General features: G+C 68.1%; 12 protein-coding genes. 3 read left to right on the top strand and 9 right to left on the bottom strand.

Annotated features, from left to right (window positions below; all coding sequences use genetic code 11):
- Positions 1 to 11 precede the first annotated feature (11 nt).
- The 9 genes from ABLE88_RS02450 to ABLE88_RS02410 form a co-directional block, all read right to left on the bottom strand.
- Positions 12 to 1,259 carry a CoA transferase gene (locus ABLE88_RS02450; RefSeq protein WP_348829825.1) on the bottom strand — a complete coding sequence of 416 codons (1,248 nt, stop codon included), beginning with the start codon at positions 1,257 to 1,259 and terminating at the stop codon, positions 12 to 14.
- Between the two features lie 111 nt (positions 1,260 to 1,370).
- Entirely contained in the window at positions 1,371 to 4,052 is a 2,682-nt protein-coding gene (locus tag ABLE88_RS02445) for a 2-oxoglutarate dehydrogenase E1 component (RefSeq protein ID WP_348829824.1), read from the bottom strand.
- Positions 4,053 to 4,280: 228 nt separating this feature from the next.
- Positions 4,281 to 6,653, bottom strand: a complete 2,373-nt coding sequence (cofH, locus tag ABLE88_RS02440) for a 5-amino-6-(D-ribitylamino)uracil--L-tyrosine 4-hydroxyphenyl transferase CofH (RefSeq protein WP_348829823.1) — start codon at positions 6,651 to 6,653, stop codon at positions 4,281 to 4,283.
- A 5-nt stretch (positions 6,654 to 6,658) separates the two neighbouring features.
- Positions 6,659 to 7,321, bottom strand: a complete 663-nt coding sequence (cofC, locus tag ABLE88_RS02435; protein WP_348829822.1) for a 2-phospho-L-lactate guanylyltransferase — start codon at positions 7,319 to 7,321, stop codon at positions 6,659 to 6,661.
- Positions 7,312 to 8,373, bottom strand: coding sequence for a 2-phospho-L-lactate transferase (gene cofD / locus ABLE88_RS02430; RefSeq protein ID WP_510182839.1), 1,062 nt, complete (start codon positions 8,371 to 8,373; stop codon positions 7,312 to 7,314). The genes cofC and cofD overlap by 10 nt, the downstream gene beginning before the upstream one ends.
- Entirely contained in the window at positions 8,370 to 9,101 is a 732-nt protein-coding gene (cofE, locus tag ABLE88_RS02425) for a coenzyme F420-0:L-glutamate ligase (RefSeq protein WP_510182838.1), read from the bottom strand. Before cofE ends, cofD begins: the two co-directional genes overlap by 4 nt.
- A 25-nt stretch (positions 9,102 to 9,126) precedes the next feature.
- Positions 9,127 to 9,813 carry an NADPH-dependent F420 reductase gene (npdG, locus tag ABLE88_RS02420; protein WP_348829819.1) on the bottom strand — a complete coding sequence of 229 codons (687 nt, stop codon included), beginning with the start codon at positions 9,811 to 9,813 and terminating at the stop codon, positions 9,127 to 9,129.
- 64 nt (positions 9,814 to 9,877) lie between these two features.
- Positions 9,878 to 10,834, bottom strand: coding sequence for a TIGR03619 family F420-dependent LLM class oxidoreductase (locus ABLE88_RS02415; RefSeq protein WP_348829818.1), 957 nt, complete (start codon positions 10,832 to 10,834; stop codon positions 9,878 to 9,880).
- 48 nt (positions 10,835 to 10,882) lie between these two features.
- Positions 10,883 to 11,323, bottom strand: coding sequence for a cupin domain-containing protein (locus ABLE88_RS02410; RefSeq protein WP_348829817.1), 441 nt, complete (start codon positions 11,321 to 11,323; stop codon positions 10,883 to 10,885).
- A 246-nt stretch (positions 11,324 to 11,569) separates the two neighbouring features.
- On the opposite strand from ABLE88_RS02410, the gene ABLE88_RS02405 reads away from it, so the two are divergent.
- The 3 genes from ABLE88_RS02405 to ABLE88_RS02395 all read left to right on the top strand — a co-directional run bounded on the left by ABLE88_RS02405 (position 11,570) and on the right by ABLE88_RS02395 (position 15,600).
- Positions 11,570 to 12,595, top strand: coding sequence for a TRAP transporter substrate-binding protein (locus ABLE88_RS02405; protein WP_348829816.1), 1,026 nt, complete (start codon positions 11,570 to 11,572; stop codon positions 12,593 to 12,595).
- Between the two features lie 393 nt (positions 12,596 to 12,988).
- A complete protein-coding gene (locus tag ABLE88_RS02400) occupies positions 12,989 to 14,803 on the top strand; it encodes a TRAP transporter large permease (protein ID WP_348829815.1) in 1,815 nt (604 codons plus the stop codon).
- Positions 14,779 to 15,600: an SDR family NAD(P)-dependent oxidoreductase gene (locus tag ABLE88_RS02395; RefSeq protein WP_348829813.1), complete on the top strand. Its 822-nt coding sequence runs from the start codon at positions 14,779 to 14,781 to the stop codon at positions 15,598 to 15,600. Before ABLE88_RS02400 ends, ABLE88_RS02395 begins: the two co-directional genes overlap by 25 nt.
- Positions 15,601 to 15,695 lie beyond the last annotated feature (95 nt).

The following is a 15,695-nucleotide window of genomic DNA, read 5'->3' as shown; positions in this document are numbered from 1 at the left end:
GGCCTCACTGATCAGGCGGGGGACGGCACCCCGCCGGGGGCCGACGCGGCCGCACCGGCGATGCCATGGCGATTCAGTCGATCGATCTCGCGCCCACTGAGGCCGAGTAGCCCGGCCAGCACCTCGGCGGTGTGCTCGCCGAGCCGCGGGGCGCGCGGCGCGGCGCCCCTCCTGGCCTCGGGGATGCGAACCGCCGGTCCGGGCGTCGGGTAGCGTCCGCCGCCGGGATGGGTCACCTCCTCGAACAGGCCGCCCGCGGGCAGGAATCCCGGATCCTCCGCCAAGGCCGTCGCGAGGGTGCGGTAGGGACCGAACAGCACGCCCGCCGCCTCGAACCGTGCGGACAGCTCGGCGCGGGTCAGGGCCCGGATCGTTGGCTCCATCAGCGCGCTGAGCCGGCTGTGCCACCGGTAGCGGGCGCCTTCGTCCGCGGCGAATGAAAGGCCGACTTCCTGCTCGAGGGCGGCCATCGGCTCGCCCAGGTGGAGGGCCGCCACCAACGCGGTCCACTGGCGCGAGGTCAGGGCCACCACCATCACCCTATGTCCGTCGGCGGTTTCGAAATCGCGCCCGAATGCGCCGTAGAGCACGTTGCCCGTCCGCTCCCGATCGCGCCCCGAGAGGGCCACCTCCGCGACCTGCCCGAGATGGCCCAGGGTGGCCATGGCCATGTCGCCCAGCGGCGCGTGGATCTCTAGACCCGCGCCTGTGCGGGACCTCTGCCGCTCGGCCGCGACCAGTGCGAAGGCGGCGTAGGCTCCGGTCAGGAGGTCCCAGGCCGGCAGCACGTGATTGACCGGCCCGCCTTCCACTGGACCGGTCAGGTCGGGCACGCCGACGGCGCAGTTCACCGTGTAGTCCACAGCGGCACGCCCGTCCGCCCAGCCCATCACGCGCACGGTGATGAGGTCCGTCCTGCGCCGGCTGAGGGCCGCATGGGAGAACAGGCCCTCCACCGGCTGGTTGGTGACGAAGAGGCCCCCGTCCGCCCCCGGCGCCGCGACGATCGCCTGCGCCAGCTCGCGCCCCTCGGGGGTCTTCAGGTTGAGGGCGACGGACTTCTTGCCCTTGTTCAGGCCTTCCCAGTAAAGGCTCGCCCCATTGGAGGCGAGAGGCCAACGGCGGGCATCGGCGCCCCCTTCCAGCGGATCGATGCGGATCACCTCGGCGCCCAGCTGGAGCAGATGCAGCCCGCAGGATGGGCCGGCCACGAACGAGGCCGCCTCCACCACGCGCATGCCATTGAGAATGCCGTACATGTCAGGTTCCTTCCGGGACCGGGGGACGCCGCATCCCAGTCCCTCGTCCCCCGGAGCGGCCCGGAGCGGGACGCCACCGCCCGAGGCGAACGGGCGACACGCCCGCCCCTCTCAGAGCTCGAAGGCGCGTTTCACCAACGCTTGCTGATCGCGCTGATGGAAATCGTGAAAGCTGCCCGCCGGCGAAGGCGAGGCCGGGCGCGCGACAAGCCGGGCCCGCGCCAGCCCGCACCCGGCAAGTATCGGTTCGAGGGCCTGGTCCACATGAGTCCAGGCGCCCATGTTGGCGGGCTCTTCCTGGACCCATTGGACGGTGCAACCGTGCCAGCCGGCCAACAGCTCGCGCAATTCCTCGGCGGGGAACGGGTAGAGCTGCTCCAGCCGCAGCACCGCCACGTCGTCAACGCCGAGGCGGGCGCGCTCCGCCTCCAGCTCGTAGGCGAGCTTGCCGGTGCAGATCAGCGCCCGGCGCACCGTTCCGGCAGGTCGGGAGGCGATTATCGGGCGGAAGGCTTCGCCGGGCGCGAACGCCGACAGGGGCGAAATGGCTTCCGGCAGTCGCAGCAGGGTCTTGGGGCTCGTGACGAATAGAGGCTTGCGCCGCCGGTCGAGCACCTGCCGGCGCAGGAGGTGGAAGAAATTGGCCGGCGTGGAGGGGTTGGCGACGCGGATATTGTCCTTGGCGCACATCTGCAGCAGGCGTTCCACGCGGGCGGATGAGTGCTCGGGTCCTTGCCCCTCCAAGCCGTGGGGGAGGAGCACCACGAGGCCGGAGGGCTGCATCCATTTCTCCTCGCCGCTGGTGATGAACTGGTCCACGATCACCTGGGCGCAGTTGGCGAAGTCGCCGAACTGGGCCTCCCAGATCACCAGCGCATCGGGCCGCTCAAGGCTGTAGCCATACTCAAACCCCAGCACGCCAAATTCGGCGAGCGGGCTGTTCACCACGTCGAAGCGGCCGACCGGACCGCCGAGATCGCGCAGGGCGTTGACGGTGCGCCCGTCCGTTGCGTCCGCCACCGTGAAGTGGCGATGGGAGAAGGCGCCGCGCACCACGTCCTGGCCCACCAGTCGCACATCCGTCCCCTCCTTGAGGAGCGTCGCGAAGGCGAGGGATTCGGCCACCGCCCAGTTGGCGCCCTTCTCCGCTGCCTCGAAACGCTGGTTGAGGATGCGCTGCATCTTGGGATCGACGGCAAAGTTCGGGGGCACGGTGCTGAGCTGCTTCAAGAGCGCCTTCAGGTCCGCTTCCGTGACGCCTGTGGCAGGCACGGCCACGGCGCCCCCGGGGCGGTAGGGCTCCCAGCGGTCCTTGGGAAAGGCGCTGCGATTAATCCGGTGATCGCCCGATGCGGCATAGGCGTCCTGGAGGCCTTGCCAGTATGTCTCGCGCAAGCTCCGGGCGCGCTCGGCATCGGCCACGCCCTCGGCCACCAGCCGCTCGCCATAAAGCGATGCTACCGATGGGAGGGCATCGATGCGGCGATAGAGGACGGGCTGGGTGAAGCGCGGCTCGTCGATCTCATTGTGGCCGTTCCGGCGATAGCAAACGAGGTCGATCACCGCGTCGCGGCCGGTGGCGCTGCGGAAATCGACGGCGATGTCGGCCGCGCCCAGGGCCGCATCCGGCTCGTTGCCATTCACGTGCAGGATCGCGCTGTCCACCGCCTTCCACAGGCCGGTGCAGTAACGCGAGGTGCGCGCCTCGGATGGATTGGTGGTGAAGCCGATCTGATTGTTGATCACCACGTGGATGGTGCCGCGGGTGGTGAAGGCCTCCAGCCCCCCCAGCTGGATGATCTCCGAGACGCCGCCCTGTCCGATCACGCTGGCATCCGTATGGAGAATGATGGCCAGGGTGTCCCGGGGATCCCGCCCCGCCCGTTCGGCGAGGTCCTGCCGTGCCCGTGCGCGGCCGAGCGCCACGGGGTTTACCGCCTCCAGATGGGACGGGTTGGCGCACAAGGTGACGTTCACATCCCGCCCAGCCAACGGGAGAGCGGCAGTAAGACCGAGATGATAGGGCACATCGGCGTCTCTGGGCCCGTCGATGGGGAAGGGGTGCCCGCCCTTGAATTTATGCAGCAGCTCCACCGCCGGCTCGCCCAGCACGTTGGCCATGAGGTTGAGCCTGCCGCGGTGCATGGTGCCGATCACCACCTCGCTCACGCCGTTCTGCGCCGCCCGTTCGAGGATGCGGGCAAGCAGCGGCACGACCACTTCCGCGCCCTCCGCCCCGAACCTCTTCTTGGTGGGCATCTTCACCCCCAGGAAGCGCTCGAAGGTCTCGGCCCGCACCAGCAGGTCCAAGGCCGCCAGGCGGCTCTCGACGGCCGGCAGAAAAGGACGGTTCTCAAAGCGCGCCACCAGCCAGCGCCGCACCTCGGCGTCATCGATATGGCCGGTCTCGACGGCGAGCGCGCCGAGATAAAGCGCCTCCAGGCGGCCCAGCGGGGCCGTCTCGGCGCCGGCGAGGTGGGCGGTCAGCGTGGTCGTGAGCTCCGCCGGGGACAGGCGCGCGGTGGGCCTTTCTGCGGCCAGCGGATCGAGGTTGGCGAGGAGATGACCATGGGTACGCAAGGCCTCGGCGATCAGACGCCCCTCGTCGGTGCCGGGGCGGTCCGCGGCCCGCGGGGCAGGTGCCGGCGTGGCGCTCGCTTCCAATTCGTCGAGCAGGCGGAATACGGCCTGCCAGCTTTCATCGACAGACTGGGGCGCGGCCCTGTAGCGCGCTTGCAAGGTCTCGAAATAAGTCGGGGTGGCAGCCGCCAGGGGGGACGTGTACCGACGCATGGACAAATTTTCCAATGCACTGCGTGTCGCGGGAAAAGTCAGTCCGCAAACGGCGCTTTCGAACGTTTGAGCGGAGATATCTTGTTAGCAGCCGGGCGAACATCTCCGCATAATCCTCTATCAGCTATTCAATGCCGCTATAAGCGGCCCGAAAGTCTTCGGGCGCGAGTCGGCCTTCACCGGTCCGATCAGGATCGGCGTCGAGCCGGGCGGCGAAGAGGAGCGGGCTTAGCGCATCGCGCCAGAGGCGGCCGGCCGTGCTGCGGACGGCGATGCGCCGGGTCGGGGCACGGCATCTTCATAAAGTGTGGTGCGGCGGCGCGGGATGCGGCCGGCGCTGTGGATCAGCCCCTCCATGCGCTCCGGCGTCATTTCCTGGCCATGCCTGGCGCCGGCGGCGCGGGAGATGCTCTCGTCCATGAGCGTGCCGCCGAGATCGTTGACGCCGGCACGCAGGGCAAGGCTCACCATGTCGGGCCCGAGCTTCACCCAGGAGGCCTGGATGTTGCGGATGAGAGGATTGAGCACCAGCCGCGAGACCGCATGGATCAGGATCGCTTCCCGCGCTGTTGGACCCTTGCGGGCGTCGCCCTTCAGATAGAGGGGCGCCTCCATGTGGACAAAGGGCAGCGGCACGAATTCGGTGAAGCCGCCCGTCTCATCCTGGAGCGCGCGGATGCGCAGAAGGTGCCGGGCGACATGCGCATAGCGTTCCCTATGGCCGAACATGATGGTGGCGGTGGATTTTAGGCCGACCCGGTGGGCCGCGCGCATCACCGCGAGCCATTCGTCCGTGGACAGCTTGTCCGGGCACAGCACGGCGCGCACCTCGTCGTCCAGGATCTCCGCGGCGGTCCCGGGCAGCGAGCCGAGCCCGGCGGACTTCAGGACCCCGAGGAATTCCGGCACCGTCATGCCGAGCGTGGTGGCACCGTGATGCACCTCCAGCGGGGAAAATGCGTGGGCGTGCATCGTCGGCACCGCCGCCCGTACCGCAGCCAGGATTTCGAGATACCTGGCGCCGGTGTAGTCGGGGTGGATGCCGCCCTGCATGCACACTTCGGTGGCGCCGCGTTCCCATGCCTCGCGCGTGCGGTCGGCGATCTCGTCCAGAGATAGATCGTAGGGCCGACCCCGCAGGGCTTCGTGGGTCTTGCCCTTGGAGAAGGCGCAGAACCGGCACTTGTAGCTGCAGATGTTGGTGTAGTTGATGTTGCGCGTGACGACGTAGCTCACCGCGTCCCCGTTCGTCGCCCGCCGCAGCCCGTCTGCGCTGGCGCAGACCGCGTGAAAATCGTGGTCGCGGGCGCCCAGAAGACGCACGATGTCCCCTTCCGACAGCGCCGTCCCTGCCTCGGCGCGCGCCAGGACGGGCGCTAAGGCGCTGCGGGCCAGGGCCGGGGAGCGCACGCCATCCGCGACCGCTGCGGGCGCGGCCGCCGCAACGCCGACGCTCCATCCATCCGTGCGCGGCCATCCCTCGCCGTCCACCTGCCGCAGCACGGCGGTGCGCAAGGCGCCGTGCAGCCATGTTTCGCAGTGCTGGACGAAGGCGGGATAGATTGCGAGCCGTTCGACCAGTTCCTTGCCCGCAGCACGCGTGGCCGCCTCCAGTACCCGCAGATGGGGCCAGGGCGCTTCGGGATTGACATGGTCCGGCGTCACCGGCGACACGCCGCCCCAGTCGTTGATGCCGGCGGCCAGCAGAGGAGCCAGCGCGCCCGCGCTGAGATTGGGCGGAGCCTGGATGTTCATTTGAGGCTCGAACAGCATGCGCGCCGCCGCGATGGTCCATTGCAGCTCGGCGCGGCGTGGGGCTTGCGCATGGGCCATGCGGGTGCCGGGCTTCGGCTGGAAGTTCTGGATGATGACTTCCTGGATGTGGCCATGGGCGTCGTTGAGGTCCCTCAGGGCCAGCAGGGCCATCACCCGCTCGCGGCGCGTTTCGCCGATGCCGATGAGGAGGCCCGAGGTGAAGGGCACCTTCTCCTCGCCGGCGGCGCGCAAGGTGGCGAGCCGGGCGGCGGGCAACTTGTCGGGCGAGCCAAAATGCGGGCCGCCCCGCGCGCTCAGCCGCTCGGCCGAGGTCTCGAGCATAAGGCCCATGGAGGCCGAGACCGTGCGGAGCGCGGCCATGTCCTCTGCCGCCATCACCCCGGGATTGAGATGCGGCAGCAGCCCGGTCTCCTCGAATACGAGCCGCGCCATTTCGGCGAGATAAGAAAGGGTGGTCGCATGGCCGAGACGGGCCAGCTCCTCGCGCGCCGCCGGGTAGCGCAGCTCGGGCTTGTCGCCGAGGGTGAACAGCGCCTCCCGGCAGCCCGCCGCCACGCCGGCGCGGGCGATCGCCAAGACCTCGTCACGTTTCAGGAAGCCGGCCTCGCCGGCGCGCGGCGGATGCGCGAAGGTGCAGTAGTGGCAGACGTCCCGGCAGAGCTGGGTCAGCGGGATGAACACCTTGCGCGAATAGGAGATGCGGTGGCCATGGGCGCGGTCGCGCTTTTCGGCGGCCAGGACCATGAGCGGCGCTGGATCATCGAGATCAAGGAAAGGACGCAGGTCGCCGAGATCAAAGCGGTCGGAGAAGGCGGAGGAGGGCATGGAGATCATCCCGCGGCGATCGGGGTCAATGCGGGCCGGGCTGCGCGTGGCCTGATGTCCCGCTTCAGATGAGGAAGGACGGCACGGGTGCGCAAACCGCATGTGCCGAGCGCGGCGAGATCTTCAGGGCGGTCAAGGTCGGTGCGGCCGCCCGGGCAGTCCGGCTCTCCCACGGTGAGGCCCGCCGCCGTGGCCGCCGCCCGATGCCGGGCAAAGCTTGCCGGGCCGTAAGAGGGCGCGAAAGCGAGGGGCAGGGGGCTCGCCAGAAGATTGGTGCCGCCGTCCCGCTCGGCCGCCACCAAGGCGACGTCGCAGGTGGCCAGGGCGCGGCGCAGGGCATCAAGGTCGGCACGAGTGAGGCCGGGCAGGTCGGACGGAACCACCAGCATGGCCGAAGCGCCGCGGGCGGCCAGATCCTGCTCGCCGCGTGCGATGGCGCCATTGAGCCCCACCTGGTCCGGCACTGATAGGAACGCTGCGCCATGCCGCCGGCACAAGACGCGGGCCTCGGGCTCCTCGCCCACCACGAGCGTGCCGGCCAGGCCTGCGTCGCCGCATAGCAGCGCGAGCAGGTCGTCCAGCATGGCGCGTGCCAGCGCGGCGCGGCCGTCCGCGTCGAGCAGCCCGCTGAGGCGTTGCTTTGCCGCGGCAAAGCGCTTCACGGGCACGAGGGCCCAGAGTCCTGCTCGGTCCATGACCTGCTCCAGGGTTGCGTTTCCTCCGGGCGCTCGGCGCGCCTCTTGGCATCGAGCTCGTGGGCGAAGGCGAGGCATTGGCGCGCCAGCGCCACGCGCTCCTGCGGCCCCTTCATCAGGGTGGGGGCCACCATGCAGGACAGGCCGAACGCCAGGACGCGGTCCGCGTCCGCGGCATCCGCCGTATCGACGACGAGGCCATCCACGAGCCCGGCATAGTGCCTGGCGATGGCCGCGCTGCCGGCGGCGAGGCCCAGCTCGCCCATGATCTTGGCGGTCGGTCCCTTCACCGCCTGGCCGCCGATGAGCGGCGATACCGCCACCACCGGCGCGGCGCATCGGGCCAGGGCCTCCCGCATGCCGGGCAAGGCGAGGATCGGGTCGATGCTGAGATAGGGATTGGACGGGCAGATGATGACCGCGCACAGGGCGTCGTCGGCCAGCAGGTCCGCCAGCTCGGGCAGGATCCGGGCCCGTTCGGCGCCCTCGAAGCGCAGGCCGAGCACGGACGGCATGCAGCGCTCGCGCACGAAATAGTGCTGGAAGGCGAGCCGGCCTTGGGAGGTTTCAACCGTCGTGCGGACCGGCTCGTCGCTCATGGGCAGGACGCGGGCGGCGAGGGCGAGCCTGCGGGCCGTGTCCGCCGTCACCGCAGAGAGGCGTTCGCCGCCCGCGAGCCGGCGGGTTCGTTCCACATGCATGGCAAGGTCGAGGTCGCCGAGCTGGAACCAGTCCTCGCCGCCCAGCTGGCGCAACGCAGTCATGAACTGCCAGGTCTCTCCCGCCCGGCCCCAGCCGCGCACCGGATCGGCGAGGCCGCCGAGCGTGTAGAGCACCGTGTCGATGTCGGGACTGATGGCAAGGCCGAGATGCGTGAAGTCGTCGCCCGTATTGACCATGACGGTCAATGCCGCGCCGACCTCCTCCTGCAGCCCGAAGGCGAGCTTCGCCCCGCCGACGCCGCCGCACACGGCCAGCACGCGGCGTGGTCCGGCGCCCGGTCCGGTTTCAGCCGACGCTGTCATCGAAACAGGTCCCGACCCTTGGCGCGGACCAATGCGGCGGCGGGCCGCGCCTCGCCAGAGAATGGCAGGCCGCGCACCACCACCACGGGGCGGCCTTCGTCGGCCTGCCCCATGAGCAGGGAAGCCGCGGCGGCCAATTCATCGGCCACCGCGATTTCGGTGATCCGCAGAGGACGGCCGAAAAGATCCGGCTTGCCAGCCATGTCCCTCAATGCCGGAAGGCCTGCCGCGCCCAGCGCGACGCCCACCACTCCTTGGCGCCAGGGACGACCAAAGCTGTCGTTCATCACCACGCCCACCTCGGTGGAAAAAGCGGCCTCCAGCTCGCTCTTCAGGCGCGCGCAGCTTCGATCCGGATCGCGCGGCAAAAGCAGCACCCGGCGACGGCCGGCCTCTTGGGGGATATTGGACTCGTCGATCCCGGCATTGGCCATGACGAACCCCAGGAGATGCTCCACCACCAGCACGCCTGGAGCATGACGCACGACCTCGCGCGATTCACGCAGCACCCATTCCACGTGGTGGGGATCCTTGCCGGTGGCCGCAGCCAGCTCCAGCGCCCGGGCCGAGGGCTCCACGGCGTCGAGGTCGGCATAGCGTCCCTCGGCCTTGGAGACGATCTTCTGGGCGATCACCACCACATCGCCGCGCTCAAGGCCGATGCCGGCGGTGCGCACGCAACCGGCGATGATCGAGCCGAGGTCGTCCCCCGGCTCGATCATCGGCATGTCTTCTAGCGCGTGGAGCGTGAGGCTAGGCAATGCCGCCCTCCGCGGAGCCCAGCTCTGGCAGGCCGGTGATCCGGATGCCGGCACCCTGGACCTTGTAGCGCCGGTTGATGCCGATGAGCACCGAGGTCAGGGCCTCGGCCGCGGCGGAATTGGCGAGCGCTCCGCCATCCACCCCGCGCGCGCCGATATCGGCCACCAGGGCAATCACCGCGTCGCGCGCGTCCTTGTCGTCGCCGAACACCAGCACGTCGCAGCCCACGGGCTCGCCGGCATGCAGCTTGGATGCCCCCACATTGTGGAAGGCGGACACCACCCGCACGCTTTCTGCCAGCATGGCCCGGGCGATCTCGGCGGCCGAGCCCTCGGGCGGCAACTGCACGGTGGCCACCTTAGGCGGCTTCAGCGGAACCACGGCATCCACCACGATCTTGCCGGTCACCGCATCGCGGATCTCGGCGAGCGTGTCGGCATGGCTCGAGAAAGGCACAGTCAGCACCACCACGTCGGCGGCCGCGGCCGCCGAATGGTTGTTCATACCTTCGATGGCGCAGCCGACGGAGGCGCCCAGCTCGGCGGCGGCCCGCATCGCCTTCTCCGCCGACCGCGACCCCACGATCACCCGGTGGCCGGCCGCGGCCCAGCGCTTGGCGAGGCCCGATCCGAGGTCGCCGCTGCCGCCGATGATGGCAATGGACGTAGGCGTGTTCATCATGTTCTCCAAACGGCAGGCGCGGCCACGGAGGCGGACCTAGCGCGCCGCCCGCGCGGCTCGATCAAAGCTTCGGAAGGACGTCTTCCGCAAACCGCTGCATCCGGTCCAGGGTCTCCCCGGCGGTGGCCGTCTGGAAGATCAGCGACACATGGTCAAGGCCGATCTCCGCGAGGTCGGCGGCGTCGGCTGCCATGTCGGCCGAGCTGCCGGTGAACAGCCGGCGCTTGCCATCCTTCGTCTGCGCATCCCAGTCCACCGAATGGAGCAGAACGAGGCCGCGTTCCACCGTGGCCGGGTCACGGCCGGCCGCGGTGATCACCTTGTCCAGTTCACCGATCGCCGCGGCGATACGCTCCACCGTATCGAGCGGCGCCTGGGGATTGTTGGACGCCGGGTACCAGCCGTCGCCCACCCGAGCGGTGCGCCTGAGCGCGACCGTGCTCTCGCCGCCGATCCATATGGGCAGGCCGGTGGCCCGATAGGGCTTGGGCATGAAGGTGATGTTCTCGAAAGCCACGTGCTTGCCGTGCGCCTCCGGATGCTCGTCGCGCCACAGCGTACGGAAGGCGTCGAGATACTCGTCGGTGACCGCTCCGCGCTCGGCGAAGGGCGGGGAGCCCAGAGCCGCGAATTCCTCCGGCATCCAGCCGACGCCGCAGCCGAGCACCATGCGCCCCGCGGAGAGCACGTCGGCGGTGGCAAGCATCTTGGCGGTGAGCACTGCCGGACGATACGGCAGGATCATCACCGACGACAGGATGCGGATGCGCTCCGTCGCACCGGCGATGAAGGACATGGTGGTGAGCATCTCCAGCGCCTCGCCGAAGGCCTTGCCGGGCCACTGGCCCTGCTCGGTGTACGGATAGCGGGAGTTGATGTCCGTGGGGACGACCACGTGATCGTTGATGCCGATATGGCTGAAGCCCCACGCGTCGGCCTTCTGTGCGACGGCGAGCGTGCCCTCGCGGCTCGCCATCGCGCCACGCATGAAGGTGTGGAGACCGATGTTCAAAGTCATAGATGTCGAATTCCCGAGCGGTCTGAAGAAAAGAGCGGTTCAAATATACTAAGCCGCGCTCTTCCGGCGGATGTGATCGGGAATCGGCAGCGGCGCGTTGGCGCTGTCGAGAAACTCCACCGTCGTGAATACGAAATCCGTGTCGCCGATATTCCGGATGTCGTGCACCATGAACTCTCCGGCGCCGAATTCCATGTGCCGGGTGTCGCCCGCCTTGTATTCCGGCTCCAGAATGCGGCCGTCGGAGAAGTGGCTGAGGCCTTTGCAATCGGTGGTGGCGGTCCAGAAATAGCTCAGCAGGTGGCGATGGAACGGCAGACGCTCGCCAGGCTTGAGCCGCACTTCCCAGACACGGGCGCGGTCGGTTTCCGAAAGGAGCGCCGTTCCCACACAGCCATTGAACTGCCCGCGCTCGAACTCTTGGCGCAGATCCTCGGGCCAGTCTGTGGGCGCCTCGATGCGGGCGGTGGCGGCGGACGTATCCTTCATGTCTCTCCCCAAGTGCATTGAGCTATTGTTGCTTTCATCATCCACGATCCGACCGGCAGGACCAGCGGATTGGACACCCTCGGTCGCCTATAACAGATATAGCCCGTGCCCGCCTTTCTCCCTCTCGACCTGCCCTATAGGATGCAAAATCAAGGGGTTTGTCGCCGCCGAGATCTGAAGTCTTATGCCGGGCATCGCGGCTGAACTCAAGAAGTTATAAGATAAAATGGGGGAAATGGAGGCATCATGCTTACCCGCCGTAGATTTCTAGGCTCCACGGCTGCCGCCGCATGCGGCATCGCCGGTGCGTCGGCAACCCGGGCCTTCGGCCAGCAGGCCAAGCCTGCAGAATACACGCTGAAGTGGGGCCACTCCATGCAGCTCTCCCACCCGCTGACAATCCGCGGGATGGAGGCTGCGGACAAGATTCGCCAGGAAAGCGGCGGCCGGGTGGACATCAAGGTATTCCCCGATAGCCAGCTCGGTGGCGACACCGACATGGCGTCCCAGGTGCGCAGCGGCGTGCTGGAGATGTACACTCCCGCCGCCACCTCGTTCGCGCCGCTGGTGCCGGTGGTGGGCATCGTCAACACCGCCTTCGCCTTCAAGGATTCGCGCCAGGGTTGGCAAGCCATGGATGGCGATCTCGGTGCGCTGATCCGCCAGGGATTCGGCCGCATCAACCTCCACGTGTTTGACCGCATGTGGGAGAATGGGTTTAGGCAGATCACTTCGGCCACCAAGCCAATCAATGCGCCGGACGACCTCAAAGGCTTCAAGATCCGTGTGCCCATCAGCCCCATGCTGCTGTCGTTGTTCAAGTCGCTCGGCGCGGCGCCGACCAGCATGAACGTCAGCGAACTCTACAGCGCGCTCCAGACCCATATCGTGGATGGCCAGGAGAACCCGCTGAGCGTCATCGCCACGCGGAACTTCAACGAGGTTCAGCGCTACTGCGCTCTGACAAATCACTCCTGGGACACCTGGATCCAGGTCATGAACATGAATGTCTGGAAGAAGCTGCCTGCGGACCTCCAGGAAATCATCTCCCGCAACATGAATGCTGCCGCCCTGCTGCAGCGCGAAGACATCCAGAAACTTGACCTCACCCTGCGCGCGTCGCTGGAAGGCAAGGGCATGATCTTCAACTCGCCGGACCGCGCGCCCTTCCGCGAGGCTCTGAAGAAGGCCGGCTATTATGCCGAGTGGCAGAAGGTCTACGGGGATGTGGCTTGGAAGGCGCTCGAGAGCGCCGTCGGCAACCTGACCTAGAGCGCGGCCTGGGCAAATTGCCTCGATCTGCCCGGTGAATTTCTCTCTAAACACAAGATGGAACGCGCATTTTGCCATCGGCCTGCACCGCAGGCGGATCGGCCCGTGCTCTGGGGCCGGCAGCGCCGATGGCGAATCGCATGCGTTTCGCTATTGGAGGGTGGTTCCTTATGTCCCCGCAGGCGGGAGGGCGACCCGGCGATCGGATGTCAGGCGATCCCGGCCCTTTCCGCCGCGGCTCTTTTCAGGGGCCGGCGCCCATAGGGTGCTGCGAGCGTGGCCGAGCACCGCACTCTCTTCCCTTCTTCAGATCCAAGGCAGGCGCGAGACATGTCCGTCGGCGAAGCAAACGAAGCAAGACTGGCTGCCGGTGGGGTCGCAGCGGCGCGCTGGGTGGAGGCGATCGAAAACGCCATCCGCTGGGCGAGCGAGGTCCCCGGAGCCATCCTTCTGGTGGCGGAGGTCGTCGTCATCGCCTCGGGCGTCGTCGCCCGCTATGTGTTTCATTCTCCGCTGTTTTGGGTGGACGAGGCCGCCGCCGTCATGTTCGTGTGGATCTCCATGCTGGGCGCCGTGGTGGCGCTCCAGCGCGGCGAGCACATGCGCCTTACGCTTTTCCTCGATTCCTGCTCCGGGCGCTGGCGCGACCGGCTTAACGCCGTGAATGCGGTGCTGATCGCGGGCGCCTCGCTGCTCCTCATTCCGCCGGCCTGGGAACACCTGGAGAGCGAGAGCTTCATCCAGATGGTGACCCTCGGCATCTCCGAGGGCTTCCGCGCCGCGGCGTTCCTGGTGGGGTTCGTGATGCTCGCGACCATCGCCCTGCTGCGGCTCGGACATTGCCGGTGGCGGGACGTTGCCTTCGCCGGCGCCGTGGTGGGGGCGGTCGGGCTCAGTCTCTATCTGCTCCAGCCGTGGCTTCTGTCCATCGGCAACTTCAACCTGCTGATCTTCTTTGTGCTGCTGCTGGGTGTGCTGATCGCCGTCGGCCTGCCCATCGCCTTCACCTTTATCATCTGCACCAGCTCTTACTTGATGTTCATCCCGAAGATACCGCTGATCATCGTCGTCACCCGTATGGGCGAGGGCATGTCGAGCATGGTGCTGCTGGCGATCCCCCTGTTCATCGTGCTCGGCCTGCTCATCGAGGCCCTGGGCCTCGCCCGGGCGCTGGTGAACTTCATGGCTGCGCTGCTCGGCCATGTGCGCGGCGGGCTGTCCTACGTGCTTCTCGGCGCGATGTTTCTGGTCTCCGGCATCGCCGGATCGAAGGCCGCCGACATGGCGGCCGTCGCGCCGGGCCTGATCCCGGAGATGAAGCGGCGCGGCGCCCATCAGGGCGAGCTTGCAGCCCAGCTTTCCGCCTCGGCGGTGATGACCGAGACCATCCCGCCCAGCCTGGTCCTGATCATGCTGGGGTCGTCGACCGGCATCTCGATCGGTGCGCTGTTTGCTGGCGGCCTCCTGCCGGCGGTGGTGTGCACCATCGCGCTGGTCATCGCCGTCTATTTCCGCATGCGGTCCCAGCCGGAATCGGTGAGCGTCGCACGCGCCTCGGGCGCCGAGATTCGGCGCACGTTCCTCATCGCCCTTCCGGCGCTGGCTCTGCCCTTCATCATCCGCTCGGCGGTGGTTGAAGGGGTCGCCACCGCCACGGAGGTGTCCACCATCGGCGTCATTTACTCACTGGTGGTCGGCGCCCTGATCTATCGCGCCTTCTCGTTCTCCCAGATGGCGGCGATCCTGAGGAGCACCGTGGCGCTCACGGGCGCCGTGCTGCTCATCCTCGGCGTCGCCATCTCCATGGCCTGGGCGCTTACCCAGTCGGGCTTCGCCAAGCAACTGGTGGTCGCCATGTCGTCCATTCCCGGAGGCGCGTGGGGCTTCCTCATCGCCTCCATCCTGGGCTTCATCGTGCTCGGCAGCGTGCTGGAGGGCCTGCCGGCGATCTTGGTATTCGCGCCGCTGCTGTTCCCGGCGTCCCGCGCCTTGGGGATTCACGACGTGCACTACGCCATGGTCATCATCGTCTCCATGGGTCTTGGCCTGTTCGCCCCGCCACTCGGCATTGGCTATTATGCCGCCTGTGGCATCGCCCGCGTGCCGCCGGACGAGGCCATGCTGCGCATCTGGCCCTATCTCGGTGCGCTCGCGGTGGCGCTTCTTATCATCGCCGCGGTGCCGTGGTTTTCCACCGCACTGCTCTGAGGCCATCCGCACCGCGCATCCGTTTCCGGGAGGACATGATGACATTGCAAGACTCTTCCGGGCCGACCGGGAAGGTCGCGGTGGTGGTCGGCGCGGGTAGCGGCATCGGCGCGGCGGCGGTCGTCGCGCTCGCTGCCAATGGGTGGAGCATCGCCGCCATCGACCAGAATCTCGATGCGGCCCGGGCGGTGGTGGATGCGGCCGGAGACCGCCATGCCGCCTTCCGCGCGGACATCTCGCGAGAGGCGGAGGTGATCGAGGCCTTCGCAGCCATAGCCAGGACATTCGGCAGAGTGGACGGCCTTGCGGCTTGCGCCGGCGTTTCCGACAGCACGCCGTTCCTCGACCTCGACGCCGATACGTTCGCGCGGATGTTCGCCATCAACGCCACGGGAACGTTCCTGGCCATGCGCGAGGCGGTGAAGCTGATGCCCGATGGCGGCCGCATCTGCACCGTCTCCAGCGTTGCGGGCCTGCGCGGGGGAGGGGTGTTCGGCACCGCCGCCTACGCCGCCAGCAAAGGCGCGATCATCGCCCTCACCAAGACCGCCGCCCGCACCCTCGCGCCGCGCCAGATCACGGTGAACTGCCTTGTCCCGGGCCCCGTGCAAACACCTATGCTGGACGCGTTCTGGGGCGACGAGGCGCAGCGCCGGCGGGTGGAAGGCATGATTCCACTCGGCCGCCCGGGCCGCGCCGCTGAGGTGGCGAGCGCGATCACCTGGATGTTCAGCCCCGAGGCCGCGTTCCTCACCGGCTCCACGGTCGTGGTCGACGGCGGCATGTCCATGTACTGACGGTGCTCGCCGCCCCCTCGTTCCGGGTCATCGAAGATTGCGCCTCTTCCCGATTGATCGTGCCGGATGTCTCGGGGGGCAGAATCGCCAAAATT

It is taken from the genome of Xanthobacter luteus (genome assembly GCF_040049235.1).
In the GTDB taxonomy this organism is placed as follows: Bacteria; Pseudomonadota; Alphaproteobacteria; order Rhizobiales; family Xanthobacteraceae; genus Xanthobacter.
This window is presented reverse-complemented; position numbering and strand designations above follow the sequence as displayed.

Coding starts and splice junctions, on each gene's coding strand:
- ABLE88_RS02405 (WP_348829816.1), top strand. CDS start 11,570: ATGCTTACCCGCCGTAGATTTCTAGGCTCCACGGCTGCCGCCGCATGC.
- cofD (WP_510182839.1), bottom strand. CDS start 8,373: ATGACAGCGTCGGCTGAAACCGGACCGGGCGCCGGACCACGCCGCGTG.
- ABLE88_RS02410 (WP_348829817.1), bottom strand. CDS start 11,323: ATGAAGGATACGTCCGCCGCCACCGCCCGCATCGAGGCGCCCACAGAC.
- ABLE88_RS02450 (WP_348829825.1), bottom strand. CDS start 1,259: ATGTACGGCATTCTCAATGGCATGCGCGTGGTGGAGGCGGCCTCGTTC.
- npdG (WP_348829819.1), bottom strand. CDS start 9,813: ATGAACACGCCTACGTCCATTGCCATCATCGGCGGCAGCGGCGACCTC.
- ABLE88_RS02415 (WP_348829818.1), bottom strand. CDS start 10,834: ATGACTTTGAACATCGGTCTCCACACCTTCATGCGTGGCGCGATGGCG.
- ABLE88_RS02445 (WP_348829824.1), bottom strand. CDS start 4,052: ATGCGTCGGTACACGTCCCCCCTGGCGGCTGCCACCCCGACTTATTTC.
- cofE (WP_510182838.1), bottom strand. CDS start 9,101: ATGCCGATGATCGAGCCGGGGGACGACCTCGGCTCGATCATCGCCGGT.
- cofH (WP_348829823.1), bottom strand. CDS start 6,653: ATGCCCTCCTCCGCCTTCTCCGACCGCTTTGATCTCGGCGACCTGCGT.